Consider the following 25,073-nt stretch of genomic DNA (forward strand, 5'->3'; position numbering starts at 1 on the left):
GGAATGACGCCGAAGAGAAATCAAACGGCCGGCTGACTGTGCGGAAACAACAGATCGACAAACCGCTCGGCCGTCGGTTGCGGCTCATGGTTGGCAAGACCCGCCCGCTCGTTGGCTTCGATGAACACGTACGCCGGTTGATCCGCCGCTGGCACCATCAGGTCGAGGCCGACCATCGGGATCTCCAGTGCCCTGGCCGCGCGCACGGCAGCGTCGGCCAGAGTCGGGTGCAGAATCGCCGTGACGTCTTCCAGCGTGCCGCCGGTGTGCAGGTTCGCCGTGCGTCGCACGAACAGATGCTCACCGGCCGGCAGGATGCTGTTGTAGTCATAACCGGCCGCGTGCAGGGTGCGCTGGGTTTCGTGATCCAGCGGGATTTTGCTTTCGCCGCTGGTCGCCGCTTGCCGTCGCCGGCTCTGGGCTTCGATCAGCGCGCCGATGGAATGATGACCGTCGCCGACCACTTCTGCCGGCCGCCGGATTGCCGCTGCAACCACCTCGAAACCGATCACCAGAATCCGCAGGTCCAGGCCTTCGTGGAAGCTTTCGAGCAGTACGCGAGTGTCGAACTGCCTGGCGGCTTCGATGGCCTGCTGCACGTCCTCGATGGTCTGCAGATCCACCGCCACGCCCTGGCCCTGTTCGCCATCCAGCGGTTTGACGACTACTCGCTGGTATTCGTCGAGAAACGCCAGATTGTCGTCCGCGTTCCCCGCCAATTGCTGCGACGGCACATTCAGTCCGGCAGATTTCAACACCTTGTGGGTCAGGCTCTTGTCCTGACACAGGTTCATGCTGATGGCGCTGGTCAGGTCGCTCAGGGATTCGCGGCAACGCACCCGGCGCCCGCCGTGGCTGAGGGTGAACAGCCCGGCGTCGGCGTCGTCCACCTGCACATCGATGCCGCGCCGATGGGCTTCCTCGACGATGATCCGCGCATAAGGGTTGAACTGTGCCTCCGGCCCCGGCCCGAGGAACAGCGGCTGATTGATGCCGTTCTTGCGCTTGATGGCGAAGGTCGGCAGGTTGCGAAAACCGAGCTTGGCGTAGAGATTTTTCGCCAGACGGTTGTCATGCAGCACCGACAGATCGAGGTAGCTCAGGCCGCGGCTCATGAAATGCTCGATCAGATGCCGTACCAGCACTTCGCCGACACCGGGACGCGAGCACTGTGGATCGACTGCCAGGCACCAGAGACTGCTGCCGCTTTCCGGGTCGTTGTAAGCCTTCTGGTGATTGAGGCCCATGACGCTGCCGATTACCGCGCCGCTGTCGTCGTCTTCCGCCAGCCAATACACCGGGCCGCCCTGATGGTGCGGGGTGAGCAGGGTGGGATCGATCGGCAACATGCCGCGTGCCTGATACAGCTGATTGATCGCCTGCCAGTCCGCGTCACTTTGCGCACGACGAATGCGAAAGCCACGAAATACCCGGGTTGCCTGACGATAATCGCTGAACCACAACCGCAGGGTGTCGGACGGGTCGAGAAACAGTTGGGTCGGTTCCAGGCCGAGAATCTGCTGCGGCGCGGCGACGTACAACGCGATGTCGCGCTCGCCGGTCTGCTCGTTCAGCAGTTCCCGGGCAAGGCTCGCCGGATCGGGAAAGGTGTGGCCGATCAGCAATCGGCCCCAGCCGCAGTGCACTGCAATCGGTTCGGCGGCCGGCTCGCTGCCGTCCTCGGCCAGTCGCGCCTGCAAGCGCTCGTAGGACGGCGTCTGACCGCGCAGCAGCCGTTGGCTGTAAGCCGTGGCGTGAGGTTTCATCGATCAGATTCCTTGTTCGCTGAGCCACAGGTTCAGGGCCGCCAGTTGCCATAGCTTGGAGCCGCGCAGCGGGGTCAACTGACCTTGTGGGTCGGTCAGCAATTTGTCGACCATGGCCGGGTTGAACAGGCCGCGATCCTGACTTGGATCGAGCAGCAGTTCGCGTACCCAGTTCAGGGTATCGCCCTGCAAATGCTTGAGACCCGGCACCGGGAAGTAACCCTTCTTGCGGTCGATCACTTCGCTCGGAATCACCCGTCGCGCGGCTTCTTTCAACACCTGCTTGCCGCCGTCCGGCAGTTTGAATTTGCCGGGAATACGGGCCGACAACTCCACCAGGCGATAGTCGAGAAACGGCGTGCGCGCCTCCAGGCCCCAGGCCATGGTCATGTTGTCGACGCGTTTGACCGGGTCGTCCACCAGCATCACGGTGCTGTCCAGGCGCAGAGCCTTGTCGACTGCTGCATTGGCGCCGGGCTGTGCGAAATGTTCCTTCACGAAGTCGCCGGCGGCGTCATTGGCGGTCAGCCATTTCGGCTGCACCGTGGCGGCGTAATCGTCGTAGCTGCGGTCGAAAAACGCCTCACGATAGGCCGCATACGGATCGGCCGCGCCGTCGACTTGCGGATACCAGTGATAACCGGCGAACAGTTCGTCGGCGCCCTGGCCGCTCTGTACCACTTTGCAGTGCTTGGCCACTTCGCGGGACAGCAGATAGAAGGCGATGCAATCGTGGCTGACCATCGGCTCGCTCATGGCGCGGAACGCGGCGGGCAGTTGCTCGATGATCTCTTTTTCATCGATGCGCAATTGATGGTGCCGGGTGCCGTAGTGCCTGGCGATGAGATCGGAATACTGGAATTCGTCACCGCGCTCGCCGCCGGCATCCTGGAAACCGATGGAAAAGGTCGACAGGTTTTCCACGCCGACTTCACGAAGCAAGCCGACGAGCATGCTGGAATCGACGCCGCCGGAAAGCAGCACACCCACATCCACTGCCGCTCGTTGGCGGATCGCCACGGCTTCGCGGGTGCTGTCGAGCACGCGGTCGCGCCAGTCTTCGAGTGTCAGATTTTTCTCGTCGTCGCGTGGGCCGTAGGGCAGGGTCCACCAGGTTTTCTGCTCGGTGGTGCCATCCGCTTCGATGCGCATCCAGCTCGCTGGCGGCAGCTTTTCGATGCCGGCCAGCAAGGTGCGCGGCGCGGGCACCACGGCGTGGAAATTCAGGTAATGATTGAGCGCCACCGGATCGAGGATCGGGTTGATGTCGCCGCACTTGAGCAGTGCCGGCAGGGCTGACGCAAAACGCAGGCGCTGGCCGGTGCGCGACAGGTACAGCGGCTTCACACCGAGACGGTCGCGGGCGATGAACAAGCGCTGGGCGTCACGCTCCCAGATGGCGAAGGCGAACATGCCGTTGAGTTTCGGCAGCAGCGCTTCGCCCCAGGCGTGATACCCCTTGAGCAGCACTTCGGTGTCGCCGCCGGAATAGAACGCGTAACCGAGCGCTTCGAGTTCGGCGCGCAGTTCCGGGAAGTTGTAGATCGCGCCGTTGAAGGCCAGGGACAGGCCCAGTTGACTGTCGATCATCGGCTGCGCCGAGCCGTCCGACAGGTCCATGATTTTCAGGCGTCGATGGCCCAGGGCAATCGGTCCCTGGGCATGGAAGCCCCACGCATCGGGGCCGCGAGGGGCCAGGTGATGGGTGATTCGCTCGATGGCTGCAAGGTCTGCAGGTTGTTGATCAAAACGTAACTCGCCAGCTAATCCGCACATAAGGTCCTTACCGGTTTTTCCGTTGGGGAGGGTGTTGCTGAACCGCGCCGAAATGGCCGGTACCCAGAAACTGACCCGGCACGCATGTGGGAGTTTTAGAACGATCGGTTATAAGCGTGTCGACCTGACCGATCGCATTGTGCCCGCTGACTGATCGAGCCCGGGTTCATTTGCCACGAATCAGACGGCGCAGGGCAAACCGGTTGGGATGACAGGCTTCGGCCACGCTGCGCGGCAGCGGCAGCGGTTCGTTATCGAGCCACGCGGCCAGCAACTCGCCAGACAGTGGTGCGGTGATCAATCCGCGTGAACCATGACCGCTGTTGACGTACAGACCGTCCAGCCATGGGCAGGGAACGTCCGGCACTTGCCGGGCATCCTTGCTCAAGGCGCGATACGCGTCGGTGAAGGCTTCGTGATCGGCGAGCGGGCCGACAATCGGCAGGTAGTCGGGACTGGTGCAACGGAAGGCGGCGCGACCCTCGAGGCGGTCGGCGTCGGGTTCGCTGATGTGCAGGCGTGCGACCAGATCCGTGGAGATTTCTTCGAGCATCGCCAGATTGCCCAGGTGTTCAGCGGTGGTCGGGGTCAGGTCGTCGTTGTTGAAATCGAAACTGGCGCCGAGGGTGTGCTCGCCCAAGCGTGCCGGTGCGACATAACCCTCGGCGCACACCACGGTGGCCAGTGCCTGACTTTGTGTGGTCTGCGCCAGTCGGGTGATTTGTCCGCGAATGCGTTTGAGGGGCAGGTCGGCACTCTGGGGGAAACGCTTGATCTCGGCGGCACCCGCCAACACCACGACGGGTGCTGTTGCGATCAATCGATCACCGTCGAAGGCCTGCCACTGGCCGTCGAACTTGCGCAGTTCCACGGCTTCCTGATGGGTGAGCAGCGTGACGCCCGGTTGTGCGGATTGCGCCTGACACAATGCCGGCGGATGCACCCAGCCGCCCTCGGGATAGTACAAACCGCCATGGGCCAGACTGATCCCGGCACGGGCCTGCGCTTCGGGTTGATCAAGCCATTGCAGAAGGTCTTCCGCAAACGTGGCCGCCAATTGCGCCTGACGTTCGCGTTCCTTTTCATTGAACGCCAATTGCAGCACGCCGCAGTCGTCCCAGTCGGTACCCCGTTGCAGGGTTTCCAGCAGGCGCCGGGTGTAGCCGAAACCGCTGACGATCAACTGCGACAGTGCGGTGCCGTGGGCGGACAGTTTCAGGTACAGCACGCCTTGAGGATTGCCCGAGGCTTCCCGGGCCACGGCGTCATGTCGCTCCAGCAGACTGACCTGCCAGCCCCGCGCCGCGAGGCTGGCCGCCGTGGCGCAACCGGCCAGACCGGCGCCGATCACCAGAGCGCGACGCTCACTGCTCAACTGAATCGGGCGGGCAAACCATGGTTTGGTCGCGGCGGGTAAAGGCACATTCTCGGGCCAGCCAAGAAACTCGCCGCGCAGGATTTCCCACTTGTGGCCGATGCCCGGCGTGCGCTTCATTTTGAAGCCGGCAGCGTTGAGCAGGCGCCGCACCCAGCCGGTACTGGTGAAGGTGCTGATGGTCGAGTCGGGCGCCGCCAGTCGCGCCAGTTCGGCGAACAGTTCGGCGGTCCACATCTCCGGGTTTTTCGCCGGGGCGAAACCGTCGAGAAACCAGGCGTCGATCTGGCCGTCCAGTTGCGGCAACTGTTCCAGCGCATCGCCGATCAGCAGCGTCAGGGTCACGCGACCGTTATCCAGAACAATACGCTGGAAGCCTTGATGGATTGCCACGTAATGCTTGAGCAGTTGATCGGACAGCGGCTTGAGATCCGGCCACAACGCCAACGCCCGCTGCAGGTCGGCAGGGCTCAGCGGGTACTTTTCCACGCTGACGAAATGCAGCCGCGCACCGACCACCGCATGCTGTTCGAACAACTGCCAGGCGCAGAGAAAATTCAGCCCGGTGCCGAAGCCGGTTTCACCGATCACCAGTCGCCCACCCGCCGGCAGCGCGGCAAAACGCTCGGCCAGACGGTTTTGTTCGAGGAACACGTAGCGGGTTTCATCCAGCCCCGACTGGTCGGAAAAATACACATCGTCGAACACTCGCGAACGCGGGCGTCCCTGGTCATCCCAGTCGATTTGGGCGTGGGGCATTACAGGTTTCATGGCAGGCTCGGCAACGACAAGGCGGCCATTCTAGCCGATCACGCAGGCGGCGCTTGATCCATGGCAAGCCTGGCTGACGATCACTCGAGGACAATCCGCCGCCGACGGGAATTTCTGTGCCGCGCCAGAGCCCAATCCGCTAGTCTTGCTGAATCCTGGAAGGAGCCGTCCCTATGTTCGAATCCGCTGAAATCGGTCACGCCATCGACAAAGACACCTACGAAGCCGCCGTGCCCGCTCTGCGTGAAGCGTTGCTGGAAGCCCAATTCGAGTTGCAGCAGCAGAAGCGTTTTCCGGTGATCATTTTGATCAACGGCATCGAAGGCGCCGGCAAGGGCGAGACGGTGAAATTGCTCAACGAGTGGATGGATCCGCGTCTGATCGAAGTGCGCACTTTCGACCAGCAGACCGATGAAGAGCTGGCGCGGCCACCGGCCTGGCGTTACTGGCGGATGCTGCCGGCCAAGGGGCGGATGGGGGTTTTCTTTGGCAACTGGTACAGCCAGATGCTGCAGGGCAGGGTCCACGGCTTGTTCAAGGATCCGCGACTGGATCAGGCCATCGCCGGGGCCGAACGCCTGGAAAAGATGCTGTGCGACGAAGGTGCGCTGATCTTCAAGTTCTGGTTCCACCTGTCCAAGAAGCAAATGAAGGCGCGGCTCAAGGCGTTGGCCGACGACCCTCTGCACAGCTGGCGGATCAGCCCGCTGGACTGGCAGCAATCGCAGACCTACGACAAGTTCGTCAAATACGGCGAACGTGTGTTGCGCCGAACCAGCCGCGACTATGCGCCGTGGCATGTCATCGAAGGGGTGGACGCAAACTACCGCAGCCTGACCGTTGGCAAGATTTTGCTTGAAGGCCTGCAAAACGCGTTGAAGCGCCCCGACGTGCATTCGAGTGCGGTCAGTGCCCAACCGCTGGGCACGTCGGTGGATCAGTTGAATCTGCTCGACAGCCTCAACCTGGATCAGCGTCTGGAAAAGAAAGATTACGAAGAACAATTGATCACCGAACAGGCGAGGCTGTCCGGCCTGATGCGCGACAAACGCATGCGCCGCCATGCACTGGTGGCGGTTTTCGAAGGCAACGATGCGGCGGGCAAGGGCGGGGCGATCCGTCGGGTGGCGGCGGCGCTCGATCCGCGTCAGTACAACATCGTGCCGATTGCCGCGCCGACCGAAGAGGAGCGGGCGCAGCCTTACCTGTGGCGTTTCTGGCGACACATCCCGGCCCGGGGCAAGTTCACCGTGTTCGACCGCTCGTGGTACGGCCGGGTGCTGGTAGAGCGGATCGAAGGTTTTTGCAGCACCGCCGACTGGATGCGTGCCTACGGCGAAATCAACGACTTCGAAGAGCAGCTCGCCGATGCCGGGGTGATCGTGGTCAAGTTCTGGCTGGCCATCGACAAGGACACGCAGATTGAACGCTTCCAGGCGCGTGAAGAAATCCCCTTCAAGCGCTTCAAGATCACCGAAGACGACTGGCGCAACCGCGACAAGTGGGACGCCTATCGTGCCGCGGTGGGCGACATGGTCGACCGCACCAGCACCGAAATTTCCCCCTGGACCCTGGTTGAGGCCAACGACAAGCGCTGGGCTCGGGTCAAGGTCTTGCGCACGATCAACCGTGCGCTGGAAGAAGCTTTCGAGAAGTCCGACAAACGAGCCAGGAAACACAAGGACTGAGCCGATGGGCCCGCATACGCGAGGTGAATGATTGTCGCGGTCGGCGATTGAGTGGACATATGCTCGGTCCACTCTCAACTGACTGCAACAATGAGGTATGCCATGCGTGAAGTGGTGATCGTCGACAGCGTACGGACCGGCCTGGCCAAGTCCTTTCGCGGCAAGTTCAACCAGACCCGTCCCGATGACATGGCGGCCCATTGCGTCAATGCGTTGCTCTCGCGCAACGACATCGACCCGGCCAGCGTCGAGGATTGCATCGTCGGCGCCGGCTCCAACGAAGGCGCCCAGGGCTACAACATCGGTCGTAACGTGGCGGTGCTCTCGCAATTGGGCACTGGCACGGCGGGCATGACCCTCAACCGTTTCTGTTCGTCGGGCTTGCAGGCGATTGCGATTGCCGCCAACCAGATTGCATCGGGTTGCAGCGACATCATCGTCGCCGGCGGCGTCGAGTCGATCAGCCTGACCCTGAAAAGCGTCAACACTGATCACCTGATCAACCCGTTGCTCAAGCAGCAGACGCCAGGGATCTACTACACCATGGGCCAGACCGCCGAAGTGGTGGCGCGCCGTTATGGCGTGAGTCGCGAGGCGCAGGATCGTTACTCGCTGCAAAGTCAGATCCGTACTGCTCAGGCGCAGGCCGCCGGCCTGTTCAACGATGAAATCGTGCCGATGGCGGTGAAGTACCGCGTTGAAGACAAGAACAGCGGTGAAGTGCAGATCCTCGACGGCATCGTTGATCGCGATGACTGCAACCGTCCGGATACCACTTATGAAAGCCTCGCCGGATTGAAACCGGTATTCGCCGAGGACGGTTCGGTGACCGCCGGCAACTCGTCGCAGTTGTCCGATGGCGCCTCGATGACGCTGGTGATGAGCCTGGAAAAAGCCCTGCAACTGGGGCTCAAGCCGAAAGCGTTTTTCCGCGGGTTTACCGTGGCCGGGTGCGAGCCGGACGAAATGGGCATCGGCCCGGTGTTCTCGGTGCCGAAACTGCTCAAGGCCAAAGGCTTGCAGGTGGCGGACATCGATCTTTGGGAATTGAACGAAGCGTTCGCCTCGCAGTGCCTGTACGCCCGTGACCGACTGGAAATCGACAACGAGAAATACAACGTCAACGGCGGCTCGATTTCCATCGGTCACCCGTTCGGCATGACCGGGTCGCGGCAGGTCGGGCATCTGGTGCGCGAGTTGCAGCGACGCAATCTGCGCTATGGGATCGTGACCATGTGCGTGGGCGGCGGGATGGGCGCGACCGGATTGTTTGAGGCGGTGCGTTAAGTCCGGGAATCTGTTTTGCTCTCTCGATGGCTTTCGCGAGCAAGCTCGCTCCCACAGTTGACCCTATTCTTATTGAAGGAATGTGATCGAATGCGGGAGCGAGCTTGCTCGCGAATGGGGCGACCGGATCTACCTGCCGGAATCCAGCAACTGCATCCGCGCGATGTAGGCCTTTATCTGCTGCTCGGCTTTCTCGGGGCTGTCGAACGGCCCTTCGAGGGTGTTTTCCCGGGTGCTGAAATACAGCTCGCCATTGACCCGGCATATGCGGTCGCTGCGAAAGTGCATGGCGGGGGCGGTGTCCTGGGCGCGCATGCCTAACATGACGGCGTCTCCTTGGTGAGTGTTGTCCCGGGCTGGATCCAAGGAGCTTATGCCTGAACCACTTACCTTGCCCGGCCAGCCGATCAACGGCCCTTCGTCAATTTTCTGCTGCGACCTGCACAGTTTCATTTGCGGCTTGAGCGCAACTGTCCCTGTGTCGGGCGGATCTGTGCGCCTAGAATGAGCGCTCCTGTCTCTGGCGCTTGGGGTTCTCATGCACGTTTCATCGGGTCGTTGGGTGTACGGCATGTTCCTGGCGCTGTTGACGGCGTTTCTGTGGGGAATCCTGCCGATCAAGCTCAAGCAGGTGCTGATGGTGATGGATCCGGTCACGGTGACCTGGTTTCGTCTGCTGGTGTCCGGCGGCTGTCTGTTCATTTATCTGGCGGCGACCAAACGGCTGCCGAGTCGCAAGGTGCTCGGGCCGAAGGGCGGATGGCTGGTATTGATGGCCGTGCTCGGGCTGGTGGGCAACTACGTGCTGTACCTGATGGGCCTGAACCTGCTCAGCCCCGGCACTGCGCAACTGGTGGTGCAGATGGGGCCGATCATGTTGCTGATCGCCAGCCTGTTCGTGTTCAAGGAACGCTTCAGCATCGGCCAGGGCATTGGCCTGGCGGTACTGCTGATCGGTTTTGCGCTGTTCTTCAACCAGCGTCTGGCGGAATTGCTCACCTCTTTATCTGATTACACCGCCGGCGTGTTGCTGGTGCTGTTGGCCTCGACCGTCTGGACCTTTTACGCGCTGGGGCAGAAGCAATTGCTGACGGTGTGGAATTCGTTGCAGGTGATGATGGTGATCTACCTGTTCTGCGCCATGTTGCTGACGCCTTGGGTGCATCCGCTCGAAGCACTGTCGCTGAGCCCGTTGCAGGGCTGGCTGCTGCTGGCGTGCTGCATGAACACCCTGATCGCCTACGGCGCATTTGCCGAGGCACTGGCGCATTGGGAAGCCTCACGCGTCAGTGCGACGCTCGCGATCACGCCGCTGGTGACGTTCGGCGCAGTAGCGGTGGCGGCCGTGGTGTGGCCCGAGTATGTGCATGCCGAGCAAATCAATCTGCTGGGGTATGGTGGGGCGGTGCTGGTGGTGCTGGGGTCGGCGCTGGTGGCGCTCGGGCCTTCGCTGATTGCCGGGCTCAGGGCCCGGCGGATGAAGATGGCCGCCAGTTAAACCGCGTCAACCTCATTCGCGAGCAAGCTCGCTCCCACATTCAACCGCATTCCTGACAGTGGAATGCGGTCAACTGTGGGAGCGAGCTTGCTCGCGATGACGGACTTTCTGGCGCTACGGGATTCAGCCCTTGGCCCCGGCCTCGATCATGTTCTCCGGCCGTACCCAGGCGTCGAACTCCTCATCGGTCAGATAACCCAGTTCCAGCGCGGCTTCGCGCAGGGTCTTGCCCTCGCTGTAGGCCTTCTTGGCGATTTCCGCCGACTTGTCGTAGCCGATGTGCGGGTTCAGCGCCGTCACCAGCATCAGCCCGCGTTCCAGATGTTTCGCCATGATTTCGGCATCCGGTTCAAGCCCGGCGATGCAGTGCTGCTGGAAGTTGCTGCAACCGTCGGCCAGCAGGCGGATCGATTGCAGCATGTTGTGGATGATCACCGGTTTGAACACGTTCAGTTGCAGATGACCCTGGCTGGCGGCAAAACCGATTGCCACGTCGTTGCCCAGCACCTGACAGGCGAGCATCGACAACGCTTCGCACTGCGTCGGGTTGACCTTGCCGGGCATGATCGAACTGCCTGGTTCGTTGGCCGGCAATTTCACTTCAGCAAAACCTGCGCGTGGGCCCGAGCCCAGCAGACGCAAGTCGTTGGCGATTTTCATCAGCGCCACGGCGAGGGTTTTCAGGGCGCCGGACAGCGTAGTCAGCGGCTCATGGCCGGCGAGGGCTGCGAACTTGTTCGGCGCGGTGACGAATGGCAGGCCCGACAGTGCCGCCAGTTCCGCGGCAATCGCTTCGCCGAAACCGTGTGGCGAATTGAGTCCGGTGCCGACGGCCGTGCCGCCCTGCGCCAGTTCGCAGACTGCGGGCAACGCTGCGCGGATCGCTCGTTCGGCGTAATCCAGCTGCGCTATGAAGCCGGAGATTTCCTGGCCGAAAGTGATCGGCGTGGCGTCCATCATGTGGGTGCGACCGGTTTTCACCAGTTTCATATGCCGTGCCGACAGCTCGGCGAGGCCGCCCGACAACTCGGCGATGGCGGGCAGCAGTTGGGCCTGCACCGCTTGCGCAGTGGCGATGCTCATGGCGGTGGGAAAGCAGTCGTTGGAACTCTGCGAGCGGTTGACGTGATCGTTGGGGTGCACTGGCGTCTTGCCGCCGCGCGGGTTACCGGCCAGTTCGTTGGCACGGCCGGCGATCACTTCGTTGACGTTCATGTTGCTTTGCGTGCCGCTGCCGGTCTGCCAGACCACCAGCGGGAACTGGTCGTCATGCTGGCCGTCGAGCACTTCGTCGGCGGCCTGTTCGATCAGGCGGGCGATGTCGGCTGGCAGGTCGCCGTTGCGGTCGTTGACCCGGGCGGCGGCTTTCTTGATCAGGGCCAGGGCGTGCAGTACCGGCAAGGGCATGCGTTCCTGGCCAATGGCGAAGTTGATCAGCGAGCGTTGCGTCTGAGCGCCCCAGTAAGCGTCGTCCGGGACTTCGATCGGGCCCAGGCTGTCGGTTTCGTTACGGCTCATCGTGCACACTCCTGTTGGTCTGTTTGCGCAGTTTAGGCCGGTGTCGGCCCGGGTGGTTCCCTCCGGCCGATTGTTGACTGGCAAATCCCCGCCAATCAAGCGCGGCAAGGGCCGGGGGTTGAGCCGCAGCGTTATTCAGGCGCAGAATGGTCGCCCTTGGGGTTTGACCTCGCCTAGCTGAAAAGGAAACTCGATGATTCGTCTTCGTGCCATCTGCACCGCGGTTGCCCTGGTTTGCGCCAGCGGCCAGGTGTTTGCCGATACCGCCAGCCACAACGCCAGTGCCGAAACTTTCCTGACCCTGGCGCACGCTGACAAGCTGGGCACTCCGGTGTACATGCAGGTTCAGCAGATGTTTGCCCAGCGTTTTGAACAGACCAAGGCGCCGGAATCCAAGAAAGCCGTACTGGATACCTACCAGGCCAAGGCCAACGCCGCCCTGGACCAGGCCATCGGCTGGAACAAGCTGAAGCCGGACATGGTCAAGCTCTACACCAGCAACTTCAGCGAACAGGAGTTGAAAGATCTGGTCGCGTTCTACCAGTCGCCACTGGGCAAGAAAGTCCTGGAAAAAATGCCGCAGCTGACTCAGCAATCGGCCCAGATGACCCAGGCCAAACTGGAAAGCGCGGTACCGGTGGTCAACAAGCTGCTGGACGACATGACCAACGAGCTGGCACCGAAAGGCGCGGCTCCGGCCAAGAAGAAGTAAGCGGAGTTCGTGATGACCATGCAACAACGCATCGAATCGACGCTGGCGCTGCTTCAGCCTGAGCATCTGCAAGTGCTGGACGAAAGCCACATGCACAGTCGCGGGTTGCAGACCCACTTCAAGGCAGTGGTGGTCAGTGCGCAGTTCGAAGGCCTGAACCGGGTCAAGCGCCACCAGAAAGTCTACGGCACGCTCGGCGAGCTGATGGGCGAGTTCCATGCGTTGGCGCTGCACACCTACACCCCGCAGGAATGGGCAGAGGTAGGTGCCGCTCCGGCGTCGCCGACCTGTGCCGGCGGCAGCAAGCATTGAGCCTTGCAGCAATGAACTGAGGTTTTTTGCTAGAATCCGCAACGCGCCGCTGACCCGGCGCGTTTTTTTTCGCATCCGGTTCACCCTTTACGAGGGTAGCCACCTGGAGAAATACCCATGACACAACCGATTGTCGTGGCGGCACTGTACAAGTTCGTCACCCTCGAAGATTACGTCAGCCTGCGCGAGCCCCTGTTGCAAGCGATGGTCGACAACGGCATCAAAGGCACTCTGCTGATCGCCGAAGAAGGCATCAACGGCACGGTTTCCGGCAGCCGTGAAGGCATCGACGGCCTGCTGGCCTGGCTGCGCAACGATCCGCGCATGGTCGATATCGATCACAAGGAATCGTACTGCGACGAGCAGCCGTTCTATCGCACCAAGGTCAAGCTCAAGAAAGAGATCGTGACCCTGGGCGTGGAAGGCGTCGACCCGAACAAGAAGGTCGGCACCTACGTTGAACCGCGGGACTGGAATGCGCTGATCAGCGATCCGGAAGTGTTGCTGATCGACACCCGCAACGATTACGAAGTCTCGATCGGCACCTTCGAAGGCGCCATCGATCCGAAAACCACCAGTTTTCGCGAATTCCCCGACTACATCAAAGAACACTTCGATCCGGCCGTGCACAAGAAGGTCGCGATGTTCTGCACCGGCGGCATTCGTTGTGAAAAAGCCTCCAGCTACATGCTCGGCGAAGGTTTCGAAGAGGTTTACCACCTCAAGGGCGGCATCCTGAAGTACCTCGAAGAAGTGCCGCAGGAAGAAACCAAATGGCAGGGCGACTGCTTTGTATTCGACAACCGCGTGACCGTGCGCCATGACCTGAGCGAAGGCGACTACGATCAGTGCCATGCCTGCCGCACCCCGGTGAGCGTTGAAGATCGCGCCTCCGAGCATTACGTGGCCGGCATCAGCTGCCCGCACTGCTGGGACACCCTGAGCGAGAAGACCCGCCGCAGCGCCATCGACCGCCAGAAGCAGATCGAACTGGCAAAAGCGCGCAACATGCCGCACCCGATCGGCTACAACTATAAGCAAGATAAGCAAGCATCCACCGAGGCTTAATCATGTCTGCACGCCTGCTCTATGTGATGGATCCGATGTGTTCGTGGTGCTGGGGATTTGCTCCGGTAGCCAAGGCATTGGTGGAGCAGGCGCAGGCAGCCGGGGTGGAACTGCACCTGGTGGTCGGCGGGTTGCGTACCGGCAGCGGTGCGGCGCTTGAGCCGACCACCCGGCGCTACATTCTCGAACACTGGCAGGCGGTTACCGAGGCCACTGGCCAGCCGTTCAAGTTGGAAGGCGCATTGCCGGACGGTTTTGTCTACGACACCGAACCTGCCTGCCGGGCCATCGTCACCGCGCGCAGCCTGGCGCCGGATTGCGCGTGGAAACTGGTCGGGTTGATCCAGCACGCGTTTTACGTCGAAGGTCGCGATGTCACCCAGGCCAGCGTTCTGGTGGAGCTGGCCGAGAAGGCCGGCGTCCCGCGCATCGAATTTGCTGCCCTGTTTGATCATGCCGATCAACACAAGGCGACCCAGGCCGATTTCAGCTGGGTGCAGGATCTGGGCATCGCCGGATTCCCGACCCTGCTCGCCGAGCGCAATGGCCAACTGGCGTTGCTGACCAACGGTTACCAGCCGCTCAGTGAACTGTCGCCGTTGCTCGGTCGATGGCTGGAGCGCGCCGCCTGTGTCTGACCCGGCCGATGACACGCCAGCCGTCAAGCGTGTCGACCGGCTGAGCTGGGCTGAAGTCCGGCGATTGGCACTTCATCACAAAAAATCCCTGTGGATCGCCAACGGCGTGGCCGTACTGGCGACGCTGTGCAGCGTGCCGATTCCGCTGCTGTTGCCGTTGTTGGTGGACGAAGTCCTGCTCGGTCACGGCGATGCGGCGCTGAAAGTCATGAACCATGTGCTGCCTTCGATGTGGCAGCAGGCGGCAGGCTATATCGGCCTGATGTTGGTGGTGACGCTGACCCTGCGCTGCAGCGCCCTGTGTTTTGGCGTATTGCAGGCGCGGTTGTTTGCGCGGCTGGCCAAGGACATCGTTTATCGCATTCGCGTGCGGCTGATCGAGCGTCTGAAACGCATTTCCCTCGGTGAATACGAAAGCCTGGGCAGCGGCACGGTCACCACCCACCTGGTCACCGATCTCGACACCCTCGACAAGTTTGTCGGCGAAACCCTCAGCCGTTTCCTGGTGGCGATGCTGACCCTGGTCGGCACCGCCAGCATCCTGATGTGGATGCACTGGAAACTGGCATTGCTGATCCTGCTGTTCAACCCGCTGGTGATCTACGCCACGGTGCAGTTGGGCAAGCGGGTCAAGCACCTGAAGAAACTGGAGAATGACAGCACCTCGCGCTTCACTCAGGCGCTGAGCGAAACCCTTGATGCGATACAGGAAGTGCGCGCAGGCAACCGTCAGGGCTTTTTTCTCGGGCGCCTCGGCCTGCGAGCGCAAGAAGTACGCAACTACGCAGTCAATTCGCAATGGAAGACCGACGCCTCGAACCGGGCCAGTGGTCTGCTGTTTCAGTTCGGCATCGATATCTTCCGCGCGGCGGCCATGCTCACGGTGTTGTTCTCCGATCTGTCGATCGGCCAGATGCTCGCGGTGTTCAGCTATCTGTGGTTCATGATCGGCCCGGTCGAACAACTGCTGAACCTGCAATACGCCTACTACGCGGCAGGCGGTGCGCTGTCGCGGATCAACGAACTGCTGGCGCGCGCCGACGAGCCGCAATACCCCGGCGGTGTCGATCCGTTCAAGGGCCGCGATACCGTCGGGATTCAGGTGCAAGGGTTGAGCTTCGGTTACGGCGACGAACTGGTGCTGGACCAGTTGAATCTGTCCATCGCTCCTGGTGAAAAAGTGGCGATTGTCGGCGCCAGTGGTGGCGGCAAAAGTACCCTCGTGCAATTGCTGCTGGGGCTCTACACGCCACTGGCCGGGACGATCCGTTTCGGCGGATCGACCCAGCAGGAAATCGGCCTGGAAACGGTTCGGGAAAATGTCGCGGTGGTGCTGCAACATCCGGCGCTGTTCAACGACAGCGTGCGCGCCAACCTGACCATGGGCCGCACCCGTAGCGACGAAGCCTGCTGGCAGGCACTGGAAATCGCCCAGCTCGAACCCACCATCCGCGCCTTGCCGGACGGGCTGGACAGCATCGTCGGCCGCTCCGGCGTGCGTTTGTCCGGCGGTCAGCGGCAACGTCTGGCGATCGCGCGGATGATTCTCGCGGAACCCAAAGTGGTGATTCTCGACGAGGCGACGTCAGCCCTCGACGCCGCCACCGAATACAACCTGCACCAGGCCATGGCGCGGTTCCTCCATGGCCGCACCACGCTGATCATCGCCCACCGCTTGTCAGCGGTGAAGCAGGCGGACCGGGTGCTGGTGTTCGACGGCGGGCAAGTGGCCGAGGATGGCGACCATCAGCAACTGATTGCCGATGGCGGGTTGTACGCCAAGCTTTATGGGCATTTGCAGCGGTTGTAGATCAGCTGCGCAGCACCTTCAATCCATCTGTCGTGGCGTCGTGACCAGCTGTTGCTCGGCGGCAGGCTTGTGGCCACGTCCACCGAGGCGATACTTTTTGCGCAACAAGCCCACCAGTTTGACCTCGCTGTCCAGTGAGGTCGGCACGTCATTGCTGGCGGTCACGACGTGGGCGTGCGCGATGTTTCTCGCGTTATGCAATTGATGGTTTTCCCGTGCGGCGGGTGAGGGAACCAGGTCTTTGATGTCGGGGCCCGAATCAAGTCCCTTTGCCTGTCTGACACGAAACTCCTGAGTGTCTGGTGTGTCGGTTGTAGCAAGAGAGATCGATGTGATGCAGCACTCCGCGAGAACGATTTCCCGCCCTGAGAGGGAACAACTGGAGTGCCAGTGAAACGCCGCCAGCCAATTGTGTGGCGTTACATATGTATAAGGCTGCGTTTGTACTGAATCAGGGCCGATCCGCCGCTTGCCGGAACCCCGAACGCCTCCTAGTCTTTGGGAGTTGGTCTGATAGAGACGGACGATCAGGCAGTGACCACGCAAGGAATCCAATGAAACAAAAGCGGACTCTCGGAACGCCTCGGTTGCTGGGCATCGTCTGGCCATTCATTGCCGTCGTGTTGTTTCAAGCCTTGCTGGGGGGCGTGAGTCTTTACGTCCTGTCGGCCGTTCGAGGTTATGTGGCGGGCGAAAGCCTCTGGTCCAAGGGCCAGAAAGACGCCATCTATTACCTCAATCTGTATGCCGACAGCCGAGACGAGGCGATTTACCTCAAATACCAGACCGCGATTGCCGTGCCTCAGGGTGGCCATCAGTTGCGTCTGGCGCTGGACAAGCAACCGCCCGACCTGCAAGCGGCGCGCGAAGGCATCCTCAAGGGCGGCAATCATCCGGACGACGTGTCCAGTCTGATCTGGCTGTACCTGAATTTCCGTCACTTCAGTTACCTGGAAACCGCCATCGACCGCTGGACGCTGGGCGATGCCTATCTGGTGGAGCTCGACGGCGTGGCGCAGGAGATGCATCAGCGCATCACTGCCAATGCCGCCACCGAGGCCGATATCCGGCGCTGGAAAGAGCGGATTTTTGCCATCAATGATGGCGTGACCCCGGCCGCCAAGGCGTTCAGCGATGCCTTGGGCGAAGGCTCGCGGATGATCCTGCGCCTGCTGCTGTTCACCAACCTTGCCACCGCGCTGGGCCTGATTGTGCTGGCACTGCTGCGCACCCGCAAATTGCTCAAGCAGCGGCACGCTTTCGCCGAAGCGCTGCAACTGGAAAAGGACCGCGCCCATGTCACCTTGCACTCGATCGGCGACGGGGTGATCACCACCGATGTGAGCGGGGCGATCGACTATATGAACCCGGCCGCCGAGGCGTTGACCCACTGGAAGGCCGAGCAGGCTGCCGGTCTCCCGCTGGCGGCGTTGTTCAACCTGCTGGATGACAACGCCCAGAGTGAGGGGTTGACGCTGATCGAGCACATTCTCAGCGGCCAGCTCACGGGCGGCAGCGAGCATTCGAAGCTGATCCAGCGGCTGGATGGCAGCACCGTGTCAGTGACCCTGGTCGGCGCGCCGATCCGCAACGCCGGCAAGGTCAGCGGTACCGTGCTGGTGCTACATGACATGACTCAGGAGCGGCAATACATCGCCAATCTGTCGTGGCAGGCCACTCACGATGCGCTGACCGGGCTGGCCAACCGTCGCGAGTTCGAATACCGCCTCGAACAGGCCCTGCACAACCTGACCCGGCAGCCGGGACGGCATGCGCTGATGTTCCTCGATCTCGATCAGTTCAAGCTGGTCAATGACACTTGCGGGCATGCGGCCGGCGACGAGTTGTTGCGGCATATCTGTGCGTTGCTGCAATCGGGCCTGCGCGAGGGCGACACTCTGGCGCGGCTGGGCGGGGACGAGTTCGGCATCCTGCTGGAGAACTGCGCGCCGGAGGCGGCCGAGAAAATCGCCGAGGGGCTGCGCCAGACCGTGCAGAACCTGCATTTCGTCTGGAAGGGCCGGCCGTTCCTGACCACTGTCAGCATCGGCCTGGTGCACGTCGCGCAAACCCCGACCACCCTCGAAGCCTCATTGCGGGCCGCCGACATGGCCTGCTACATGGCCAAGGAAAAGGGCCGCAACCGGGTGCAGGTCTATCACGCCGACGATTCGGAGCTGTCTCTGCGCTTCGGCGAGATGGCATGGGTACAACGCCTGCACATGGCCCTGGAGGAAAACCGTTTCTGTCTCTACGCCCAGGAAATCGCTCCGCTGAATTCGGTTGCCGGAGGCTCCCGCGGGCACATCGAAATTCTGCTGCGCCTGCATGACGAAGCGGGTCGGATGATTCTCCCGGACAGTTTCATACCGGCGGCTGAGCGTTACGGTTTGATGACCTCATTGGATCGCTGGGTTGTGCAGAATGTATTTAAGGTTATTGCTCAATGTATTAACGAAGAGTGCGAAGGGCCTCTGGCAATGTGTGCGATTAATCTTTCAGGCATTACTATCGGAGATGACGCTTTTTTGCACTTTCTACGCGAGCAGTTTGATAACTACGGCATACCGCCTGAAATGATTTGTTTTGAAATTACAGAAACCAGTGCCATTGCAAATCTCGGTAGTGCAATCAGATTTATTAATGAACTCAAGGGCTTGGGTTGTTATTTTTCGCTCGATGACTTTTGTGCCGGAATGTCTTCATTCGCTTATTTGAAACATTTGCCTGTAGACTTCCTGAAGATCGACGGGAGTTTCGTAAAGGATATGCTGGACGACCCGATTAACCGTGCAATGGTCGAAGTGATCAATCACATCGGGCATGTCATGGGTAAGCAGACAATTGCCGAGTTTGTTGAAACGGCGCAGATCGAGCAGGCGTTGCTTGAAATCGGCGTGGATTACGCTCAGGGTTATGTTGTGGAACGCCCGCAGTTGTTTACCTGTGACAGTTTGCAAAGTCGGCCCGCCAGACCGCAGCCACTGTTATTCAAGGCGCCTGGCAAATTCCGTTGAAGTCTCTTGCCGATCCTTACAATCACAAATCAAAAGGAGCCGAACAGTGATCGACACATTCAACCGAACCGGACCACTCATGGAAGCTGCAAGTTATCCCGCCTGGGCGCAACAGTTGATCCAGGATTGCAGCGAGAGCAAACGCCGGGTTGTCGAACATGAACTTTATCTGCGCATGCGTGATAACAAGCTCAGCGCCAAAACCATGCGCCAGTACCTGATCGGGGGCTGGCCCGTCGTTGAGCAATTCGCCTTGTACATGGCGCAGAACCTCACCAAAACCAAATTCGCCCGTCACCCGGGTGAAGACATGGCGCGGCGCTGGTTGATGCGCAACATCCGCGTCGAACTCAACCATGCCGATTACTGGCTGCACTGGAGCCGGGCCCATGGGGTGAGCCTGGAAGATTTGCAGGCGCAGCAAGTGCCACCGGAGCTGCATGCCCTGAGCCATTGGTGCTGGCACACCAGTTCGGCGGATTCACTGATCGTGGCCATTGCGGCCACCAACTACGCCATCGAAGGCGCGACCGGGGAGTGGTCGGCGCTGGTGTGTTCGACGGGTGTCTATGCCGCCGCCTTCCCTGAAGAGGATCGCAAGCGGGCGATGAAGTGGCTGAAGATGCACGCCCAGTACGACGATGCCCACCCTTGGGAAGCGCTGGAGATCATCTGCACCCTGGCCGGGACGAACCCTAGCAAGGCCTTGCAGGTGGAACTGCGACAGGCGATTTGCAAGAGCTACGACTACATGTACCTGTTTCTGGAGCGCTGCATGCAGCTTGAGCTGTCGGAGCGGGTGATGGTCGGACGTGAGCGTCGGGCGCTGGTCGAGAGCTGATTTCGGCGACATCAATAAAAAACGGGAGCCTCGGCTCCCGTTTTTGTCGGCTGCGAAAAATCAGCCCGCCATGGTCAGGCGATTGCGACCCTCGCGCTTGGCGACATATAGCGCGCTGTCGGCGCGGCGCAGCAGGCTGTCGGCGGATTCGCCCGGCAACAGGGTCGAGCAGCCGAGGCTCACGGTGAGTTCGATCAATTGATTATTGGCGTAGTAATCCTGGGCCTGCGCTGCCTGACGCAGGCGCTCGCCGACCATGGCGGCCGCATCGCGAGCGGTGTTGGACAGCAGGATCAGAAACTCTTCGCCGCCATAGCGAAACACCATGTCGACATTGCGCAACTGGCCCTTGATCGATGCGGCCACGGCTTTGAGTACGTCATCGCCGGCGCCGTGGCCGTGAAGGTCGTTGACCTGTTTGAAATGATCGATGTCCAGCATCAGCAACGACAGCGGTTGCAGGTGTCGGCGGGACATTTCGATTTCCCGTTGCAGCGTCTGCTCCATGGCAATGCGGTTGCCGGCACCGGTCAACGGATCACGCAAGGCGCTTTGCGTGGCGGCACGGTACAGCAGGGCATTGCGCATCGGATACAGCAGGGCCGACAGCAGCGACTCGAGATTGCCCAGTTCCTGTTCGCTGAAGCGCTGGTTGCGGCGGAATACCAGTTCACCCATGTGCTCGCCTTCGTGACTGAGGCTGTAACTGGCCGAGTGGTGTCCGCGGGCGCCGAATTCCAGGCGCAGGTCGCTGCCGCTGTGCACATAAGTCAGAGCGTCCAGCGGCACGAGGCGCTGAACTTCGCGGAAAAAAAGACCGAGGATGCGTTGTGGCTCGAGGCTGGTTTGCAGTTGCAGGCTCATTTGCTGGCGCAATTGCGCCAGGCTGACAGGTCGCGCCAGCAGAGACGGATGCTGACCAAAGCCCAGGCGTTGCAATTTGGCACTGTCGAAGTCAATTGCAGTGGTCTGGGAGGGTGATTTCATATGGCGTGAGCCCCTAAGCAGTAAGTCTGTCTTACAGGCTGGGTGAGAGCGGCTATGGGCTGCGCGTCATACTGATCCATCAGTCCCGTAGGACATTTGTCACAAGTTTAGTCTGCGCGATGACGATTAGTCAGCTATCGAATCGGGCCTCGCCCGACTGCCTTCACTCGGCGTGCTTTGAGGAAATGTAGAGCGAAAGTCGTGCCATACGGTTCATATTTTTTGAAAACCGTTTTGAATCAACAGGTTGGGGCTTTGTAGGCGGTAAAGATGATGGATATTTGACTGAGTTTGCGCTGCTCAGAGCGGCAATTGCATGCCGCGACGGTATTCCGCCACGGCAACAAATGCGACGTATGGCATTACTGGGCGTTGAAGGCCTGGCCATTGATACCGGTGCTGTCGGGGCCCATCAGGTACAGATAGACCGGCATGATCTCTTCCGGTGTCGGGTTGTTCAGCGGGTTTTCACCCGGGTAAGCCTGGGCGCGCATGCTGGTGCGGGTGGCACCCGGGTTGATGCTGTTGGAGCGCACCGGGGCCACGTTTTCGACTTCGTCGGCCAGGGTTTGCATCAAGCCTTCGGTGGCGAACTTCGACACGCCATAGGCGCCCCAGTAAGCACGACCCTTGCGCCCGACACTGCTGGAGGTGAAGACCACCGACGCGTCCTGCGACAGTTTGAGCAGCGGCAACAGCGTGCTGGTCAGCATGAAAGTGGCGTTGACGTTGACCTGCATGACGCGCATGAAGTTTTCACCGGACAACTGCTCGATCGGCGTGCGCGGGCCGATGATCGAGGCGTTGTGCAGCAGGCCGTCGAGGTGGCCGAACTCGGTCTCGATCATCGCCGCCAGCTCGTCGTATTGATGGGGCAGGGCGGTTTCGAGGTTGAACGGGATTACGGCCGGCTGCGGATGCCCGGCCGCTTCGATCTCGTCGTAGACCTGGGTCAGGTTGGCTTCGGTCTTGCCCAGCAACAGCACGGTCGCGCCGTGGGCGGCGTAGGTCTTGGCGGCAGCCGCGCCGATGCCACGACCGGCACCGGTGACCAGAATGACCCGATCCTTGAGCAATTCGGGGCGAGCGGAGTAATCAAACATAAAAAACCTCATCAAGAGTCAGATCATTCCCACGTCGAGGCGTCGAACTGTCGGCGCGGGAATGCAGCCAATAACGCTCCGCGTCAGGCCTCAGCAGCTGCAAAGTGCGTTATCCAGCACCTTGCGCAGCTCCAGCGGATGATCCACCACCACGTCCGCGCCCCAGTGCCGAGGGTTGTCGTCCGGGTGAATGTAGCCATAGGTCACGGCAGCGGTCCTGGTGCCGGCGTCACGGCCGGATTCGATATCGCGCAGATCATCGCCGATAAACAGAACGGTCGACGGATCCAGATCAAGCATCTTGCAGGCGAGGATCAGCATCTCGGGATCCGGCTTGCTGTTCTTCACGTGATCCGGGCAGATCAGCAGTGCCGAGCGCTCGGCCAGCCCCAGTTGCTGCATGATCGGCTCGGCGAAGCGCAGCGGTTTGTTAGTGACCACGCCCCAGACCAGATTGGCTTTCTCGATGTCGGCCAGCAATTCGCCCATGCCCTCGAACAGCTTGCTGTGCACGGCGCAACCGACGAGGTAGCGCTCAAGGAACTCCAGGCGCAGTTCCTCGAAACCCGGCGACTCCGGATCCATCGAGAATGTCACCGCGACCATGGCCTTGGCACCGCCGGAAATTTCATCGCGGATGTGTTTGTCGTTCATCGGCGGCAAGCCACGATCCGCGCGCATCGCCTGGCAGATGGCGATGAAGTCCGGCGCGGTGTCGAGCAGAGTGCCGTCCATGTCGAAAAGGACTGCTCTGATGGCCATCGGCTTACTCCTCGCGCAGGGTCTGGATCATGTAGTTGACGTCAACGTCCGCCGACAGTTTGTAGTGCTTGGTCAGCGGGTTGTAGGTCAGACCGATGATGTCCTTGACGGTCAGGCCGGCCATGCGGCTCCAGGCGCCGAGCTCGGAAGGGCGGATGAATTTCTTGAAGTCGTGGGTGCCGCGCGGCAGCAGCTTCATGATGTATTCGGCGCCGACGATGGCGAACAGGTACGCCTTCGGGTTGCGGTTGATGGTGGAGAAGAACACCTGGCCGCCGGGCTTGACCATGCGGAAGCAGGCACGGATCACCGAGGATGGATCCGGTACGTGCTCGAGCATTTCCAGGCAGGTGACGACGTCGAACTGCTCGGGCATTTCTTCGGCCAGGGCTTCGGCGGTGATCTGCCGGTACTCAACGTTCACGCCGGACTCCAGCTGATGCAGTTGCGCGACCGCCAACGGCGCTTCGCCCATGTCGATGCCGGTCACGGTCGCGCCGCGCAGGGCCATGGCTTCGCTGAGGATGCCGCCGCCGCAACCGACGTCCAGAACCTTCTTGCCGGCCAGATTGACCCGTTCGTCAATCCAGTTGACCCGCAGCGGGTTGATGTCGTGCAGCGGTTTGAATTCGCTTTCGCGGTCCCACCAGCGATGGGCCAGGGCTTCGAATTTGGCGATTTCGGCGTGGTCGACGTTGCTCATGATTCAATCCTCTAAAACTTGAAAAAGGCTGTAGCCCCGGAGTTTTTCCCGGGGTGTTTACGATTCGGTGTGGCCACTGATGCGTCGGCCCCAGGCTCGGGCGGTTTCGCCGAGCTGTTGTTCGTCCAGGCGGGTCAGACGGCGGTCGTCGAGCAACTGCTTGCCGGCAACCCACAGGTGTTTCACGCAGTCGCGGCCGGTGGCGTAAATAAGCTGCGAGACCGGGTCATAGACCGGTTGCTGCGCCAGGCCGGACAGGTCGAAGGCGACGATGTCTGCCGCCTTGCCGAGTTCCAGCGAGCCGGTCTCTGCTTCGATCCCCAAGGCTCGCGCGCCGTTCAGCGTGGCCATGCGCAGCGCCCGATGGGCGTCCAGCGCAGTGGCCGAGCCGGCGACAGCTTTGGCCAGCAATGCAGCGGTGCGGGTTTCGCCCAGCAGGTCCAGATCGTTGTTGCTCGCGGCGCCATCGGTGCCGACGGCCACGTTGACCCCGGCCTGCCACAGGCGCTCGACCGGGCAGAAACCGCTGGCCAGTTTCAGGTTCGACTCCGGGCAATGGATCACGCTGGTGTTGCTTTCTACCAGCAACGCCAGGTCGTCATCGCTGATCTGGGTCATGTGCACGGCCTGGAAGCGCGGGCCGAGCAGGCCGAGGCGACCGAGCCGGGCCAGCGGGCGTTCGCCGCGCTGTTCGACTGCTTGCTGTACTTCGAAAGCGGTTTCGTGGACGTGCATGTGGATCGAGGCGTCCAGTTCTTCGGCGATCACACGGATTTTTTCCAGGTTCTCATCGCCAACCGTGTAGGGTGCATGAGGGCCGAAAGTGATCTTGATGCGCTCGTGATGCTTGAGGTCGCCGAACAGTTCGACACCCTGACGAATGGCTTCATCGGCGCTGGCGGCCCCCGGAATCGGGAAGTCGAGGATCGGAATCGCAATCTGTGCGCGGATTCCGCTGTTGTGCACGCGCTCGCTGGCAACCTTCGGGAAGAAGTACATGTCCGAAAAACAGGTGATGCCACCTTTTATCTGTTCGGCGATGGCCAGATCGGTGCCGTCACGCACAAAATCTTCATCGACCCATTTGCCCTCGGCCGGCCAGATGTGGTTTTCCAGCCAGGTCATCAGCGGCAGATCGTCGGCCAGGCCGCGGAACAGCGTCATCGCGGCGTGGCCGTGAGCGTTGATCAGACCGGGACTGAGCAGTACGTCCGGCAGTTCGCGGACTTCGGCGGCGTTACACTTCAGCGCTTCGGCGCGCGGGCCGATAAACACGATGCGGCCGTCGCGGATGCCCAGGCCATGCTCCTTGAGCACAACGCCTGCAGGTTCGACGGGTACCAGCCAGGTCGGCAGCAATAATAAGTCGAGCGCAACGGCAGGTTTCGGCATCGAGGGTCGGTTCCAGTGCTTATGTAAAGGATGGCGAAGTATACCCGAG

At 61.2% G+C, this 25,073-nt stretch carries 21 protein-coding genes; 10 read left to right on the forward strand and 11 right to left on the reverse strand.

All coding sequences use genetic code 11. From position 1 onward, the window contains the following. Nucleotides 1–20: 20 nt before the first annotated feature. The 3 genes from ngg to mnmC all read right to left on the reverse strand — a co-directional run bounded on the left by ngg (nt 21) and on the right by mnmC (nt 5,688). Nucleotides 21–1,766, reverse strand: coding sequence for an N-acetylglutaminylglutamine synthetase (ngg, locus tag AC1MDC_RS05030; RefSeq protein WP_480392594.1), 1,746 nt, complete (start codon nt 1,764–1,766; stop codon nt 21–23). Between the two features lie 3 nt (nt 1,767–1,769). Continuing rightward, entirely contained in the window at nt 1,770–3,542 is a 1,773-nt protein-coding gene (locus AC1MDC_RS05035) for an N-acetylglutaminylglutamine amidotransferase (protein ID WP_480392595.1), read from the reverse strand. 166 nt (nt 3,543–3,708) lie between these two features. Beyond that, complete coding sequence (gene mnmC / locus AC1MDC_RS05040) at nt 3,709–5,688, reverse strand: bifunctional tRNA (5-methylaminomethyl-2-thiouridine)(34)-methyltransferase MnmC2/FAD-dependent 5-carboxymethylaminomethyl-2-thiouridine(34) oxidoreductase MnmC1 (protein ID WP_480392596.1); 1,980 nt, start codon at nt 5,686–5,688, stop codon at nt 3,709–3,711. 173 nt (nt 5,689–5,861) lie between these two features. On the opposite strand from mnmC, the gene pap reads away from it, so the two are divergent. Beyond that, nucleotides 5,862–7,376: a polyphosphate:AMP phosphotransferase gene (gene pap, locus AC1MDC_RS05045; RefSeq protein WP_085704678.1), complete on the forward strand. Its 1,515-nt coding sequence runs from the start codon at nt 5,862–5,864 to the stop codon at nt 7,374–7,376. A 102-nt stretch (nt 7,377–7,478) separates the two neighbouring features. Continuing rightward, nucleotides 7,479–8,663: a thiolase family protein gene (locus tag AC1MDC_RS05050; protein WP_064383416.1), complete on the forward strand. Its 1,185-nt coding sequence runs from the start codon at nt 7,479–7,481 to the stop codon at nt 8,661–8,663. 129 nt (nt 8,664–8,792) lie between these two features. Here the strand turns inward: AC1MDC_RS05050 and AC1MDC_RS05055 are convergent, their stop codons facing one another. Continuing rightward, nucleotides 8,793–8,987, reverse strand: coding sequence for a DUF6316 family protein (locus tag AC1MDC_RS05055; RefSeq protein WP_085696950.1), 195 nt, complete (start codon nt 8,985–8,987; stop codon nt 8,793–8,795). Nucleotides 8,988–9,201: 214 nt separating this feature from the next. On the opposite strand from AC1MDC_RS05055, the gene AC1MDC_RS05060 reads away from it, so the two are divergent. Then, nucleotides 9,202–10,161: a DMT family transporter gene (locus AC1MDC_RS05060; protein ID WP_480392597.1), complete on the forward strand. Its 960-nt coding sequence runs from the start codon at nt 9,202–9,204 to the stop codon at nt 10,159–10,161. Between the two features lie 123 nt (nt 10,162–10,284). On the opposite strand, the gene AC1MDC_RS05065 is transcribed toward AC1MDC_RS05060, so the two are convergent. Continuing rightward, entirely contained in the window at nt 10,285–11,679 is a 1,395-nt protein-coding gene (locus AC1MDC_RS05065; protein ID WP_480392598.1) for a class II fumarate hydratase, read from the reverse strand. Nucleotides 11,680–11,872: 193 nt separating this feature from the next. Here AC1MDC_RS05065 and AC1MDC_RS05070 point away from each other — a divergent pair, with 193 nt between their 5' ends. The 5 genes from AC1MDC_RS05070 to AC1MDC_RS05090 all read left to right on the forward strand — a co-directional run bounded on the left by AC1MDC_RS05070 (nt 11,873) and on the right by AC1MDC_RS05090 (nt 16,219). After that, complete coding sequence (locus AC1MDC_RS05070) at nt 11,873–12,391, forward strand: DUF2059 domain-containing protein (RefSeq protein ID WP_085699902.1); 519 nt, start codon at nt 11,873–11,875, stop codon at nt 12,389–12,391. A gap of 12 nt (nt 12,392–12,403) precedes the next feature. Beyond that, on the forward strand, nt 12,404–12,703 hold the full coding sequence (locus AC1MDC_RS05075; protein WP_065257175.1) for a BolA family protein: 300 nt from the start codon (nt 12,404–12,406) through the stop codon (nt 12,701–12,703). Between the two features lie 117 nt (nt 12,704–12,820). Next, nucleotides 12,821–13,771 carry an oxygen-dependent tRNA uridine(34) hydroxylase TrhO gene (trhO, locus tag AC1MDC_RS05080; RefSeq protein WP_085699904.1) on the forward strand — a complete coding sequence of 317 codons (951 nt, stop codon included), beginning with the start codon at nt 12,821–12,823 and terminating at the stop codon, nt 13,769–13,771. 35 nt (nt 13,772–13,806) lie between these two features. After that, a complete protein-coding gene (locus AC1MDC_RS05085) occupies nt 13,807–14,409 on the forward strand; it encodes a DsbA family protein (RefSeq protein ID WP_170929764.1) in 603 nt (200 codons plus the stop codon). Next, nucleotides 14,402–16,219 (forward strand): ABC transporter ATP-binding protein, encoded by a 1,818-nt coding sequence (locus tag AC1MDC_RS05090; RefSeq protein WP_085705391.1) that lies wholly within the window; start codon nt 14,402–14,404, stop codon nt 16,217–16,219. The genes AC1MDC_RS05085 and AC1MDC_RS05090 overlap by 8 nt, the downstream gene beginning before the upstream one ends. A gap of 18 nt (nt 16,220–16,237) precedes the next feature. Here the strand turns inward: AC1MDC_RS05090 and AC1MDC_RS05095 are convergent, their stop codons facing one another. Then, on the reverse strand, nt 16,238–16,420 hold the full coding sequence (locus AC1MDC_RS05095) for a hypothetical protein (protein WP_480392599.1): 183 nt from the start codon (nt 16,418–16,420) through the stop codon (nt 16,238–16,240). Between the two features lie 353 nt (nt 16,421–16,773). Here AC1MDC_RS05095 and AC1MDC_RS05100 point away from each other — a divergent pair, with 353 nt between their 5' ends. Together AC1MDC_RS05100 and AC1MDC_RS05105 are read left to right on the forward strand one after the other, a co-directional pair. Further along, on the forward strand, nt 16,774–19,236 hold the full coding sequence (locus AC1MDC_RS05100) for an EAL domain-containing protein (protein ID WP_480392600.1): 2,463 nt from the start codon (nt 16,774–16,776) through the stop codon (nt 19,234–19,236). A gap of 46 nt (nt 19,237–19,282) precedes the next feature. Further along, nucleotides 19,283–20,077 (forward strand): iron-containing redox enzyme family protein, encoded by a 795-nt coding sequence (locus AC1MDC_RS05105; RefSeq protein WP_085705394.1) that lies wholly within the window; start codon nt 19,283–19,285, stop codon nt 20,075–20,077. Nucleotides 20,078–20,137: 60 nt separating this feature from the next. Here AC1MDC_RS05105 and AC1MDC_RS05110 read toward each other — a convergent pair whose 3' ends face one another. From AC1MDC_RS05110 to AC1MDC_RS05130, 5 genes are all read right to left on the reverse strand, one after another. Continuing rightward, on the reverse strand, nt 20,138–21,064 hold the full coding sequence (locus AC1MDC_RS05110) for a GGDEF domain-containing protein (RefSeq protein WP_085705395.1): 927 nt from the start codon (nt 21,062–21,064) through the stop codon (nt 20,138–20,140). A 362-nt stretch (nt 21,065–21,426) separates the two neighbouring features. Then, nucleotides 21,427–22,167, reverse strand: a complete 741-nt coding sequence (locus AC1MDC_RS05115) for a YciK family oxidoreductase (RefSeq protein WP_085705398.1) — start codon at nt 22,165–22,167, stop codon at nt 21,427–21,429. 90 nt (nt 22,168–22,257) lie between these two features. Continuing rightward, nucleotides 22,258–22,929, reverse strand: a complete 672-nt coding sequence (gene mupP, locus AC1MDC_RS05120) for an N-acetylmuramic acid 6-phosphate phosphatase MupP (RefSeq protein ID WP_085699919.1) — start codon at nt 22,927–22,929, stop codon at nt 22,258–22,260. Between the two features lie 4 nt (nt 22,930–22,933). Beyond that, nucleotides 22,934–23,632 carry a bifunctional 2-polyprenyl-6-hydroxyphenol methylase/3-demethylubiquinol 3-O-methyltransferase UbiG gene (ubiG, locus tag AC1MDC_RS05125; RefSeq protein WP_480392601.1) on the reverse strand — a complete coding sequence of 233 codons (699 nt, stop codon included), beginning with the start codon at nt 23,630–23,632 and terminating at the stop codon, nt 22,934–22,936. Between the two features lie 57 nt (nt 23,633–23,689). Beyond that, a complete protein-coding gene (locus AC1MDC_RS05130) occupies nt 23,690–25,024 on the reverse strand; it encodes a TRZ/ATZ family hydrolase (protein ID WP_227233187.1) in 1,335 nt (444 codons plus the stop codon). Nucleotides 25,025–25,073 lie beyond the last annotated feature (49 nt).

It is taken from the genome of Pseudomonas sp. 1, assembly GCF_056626735.1.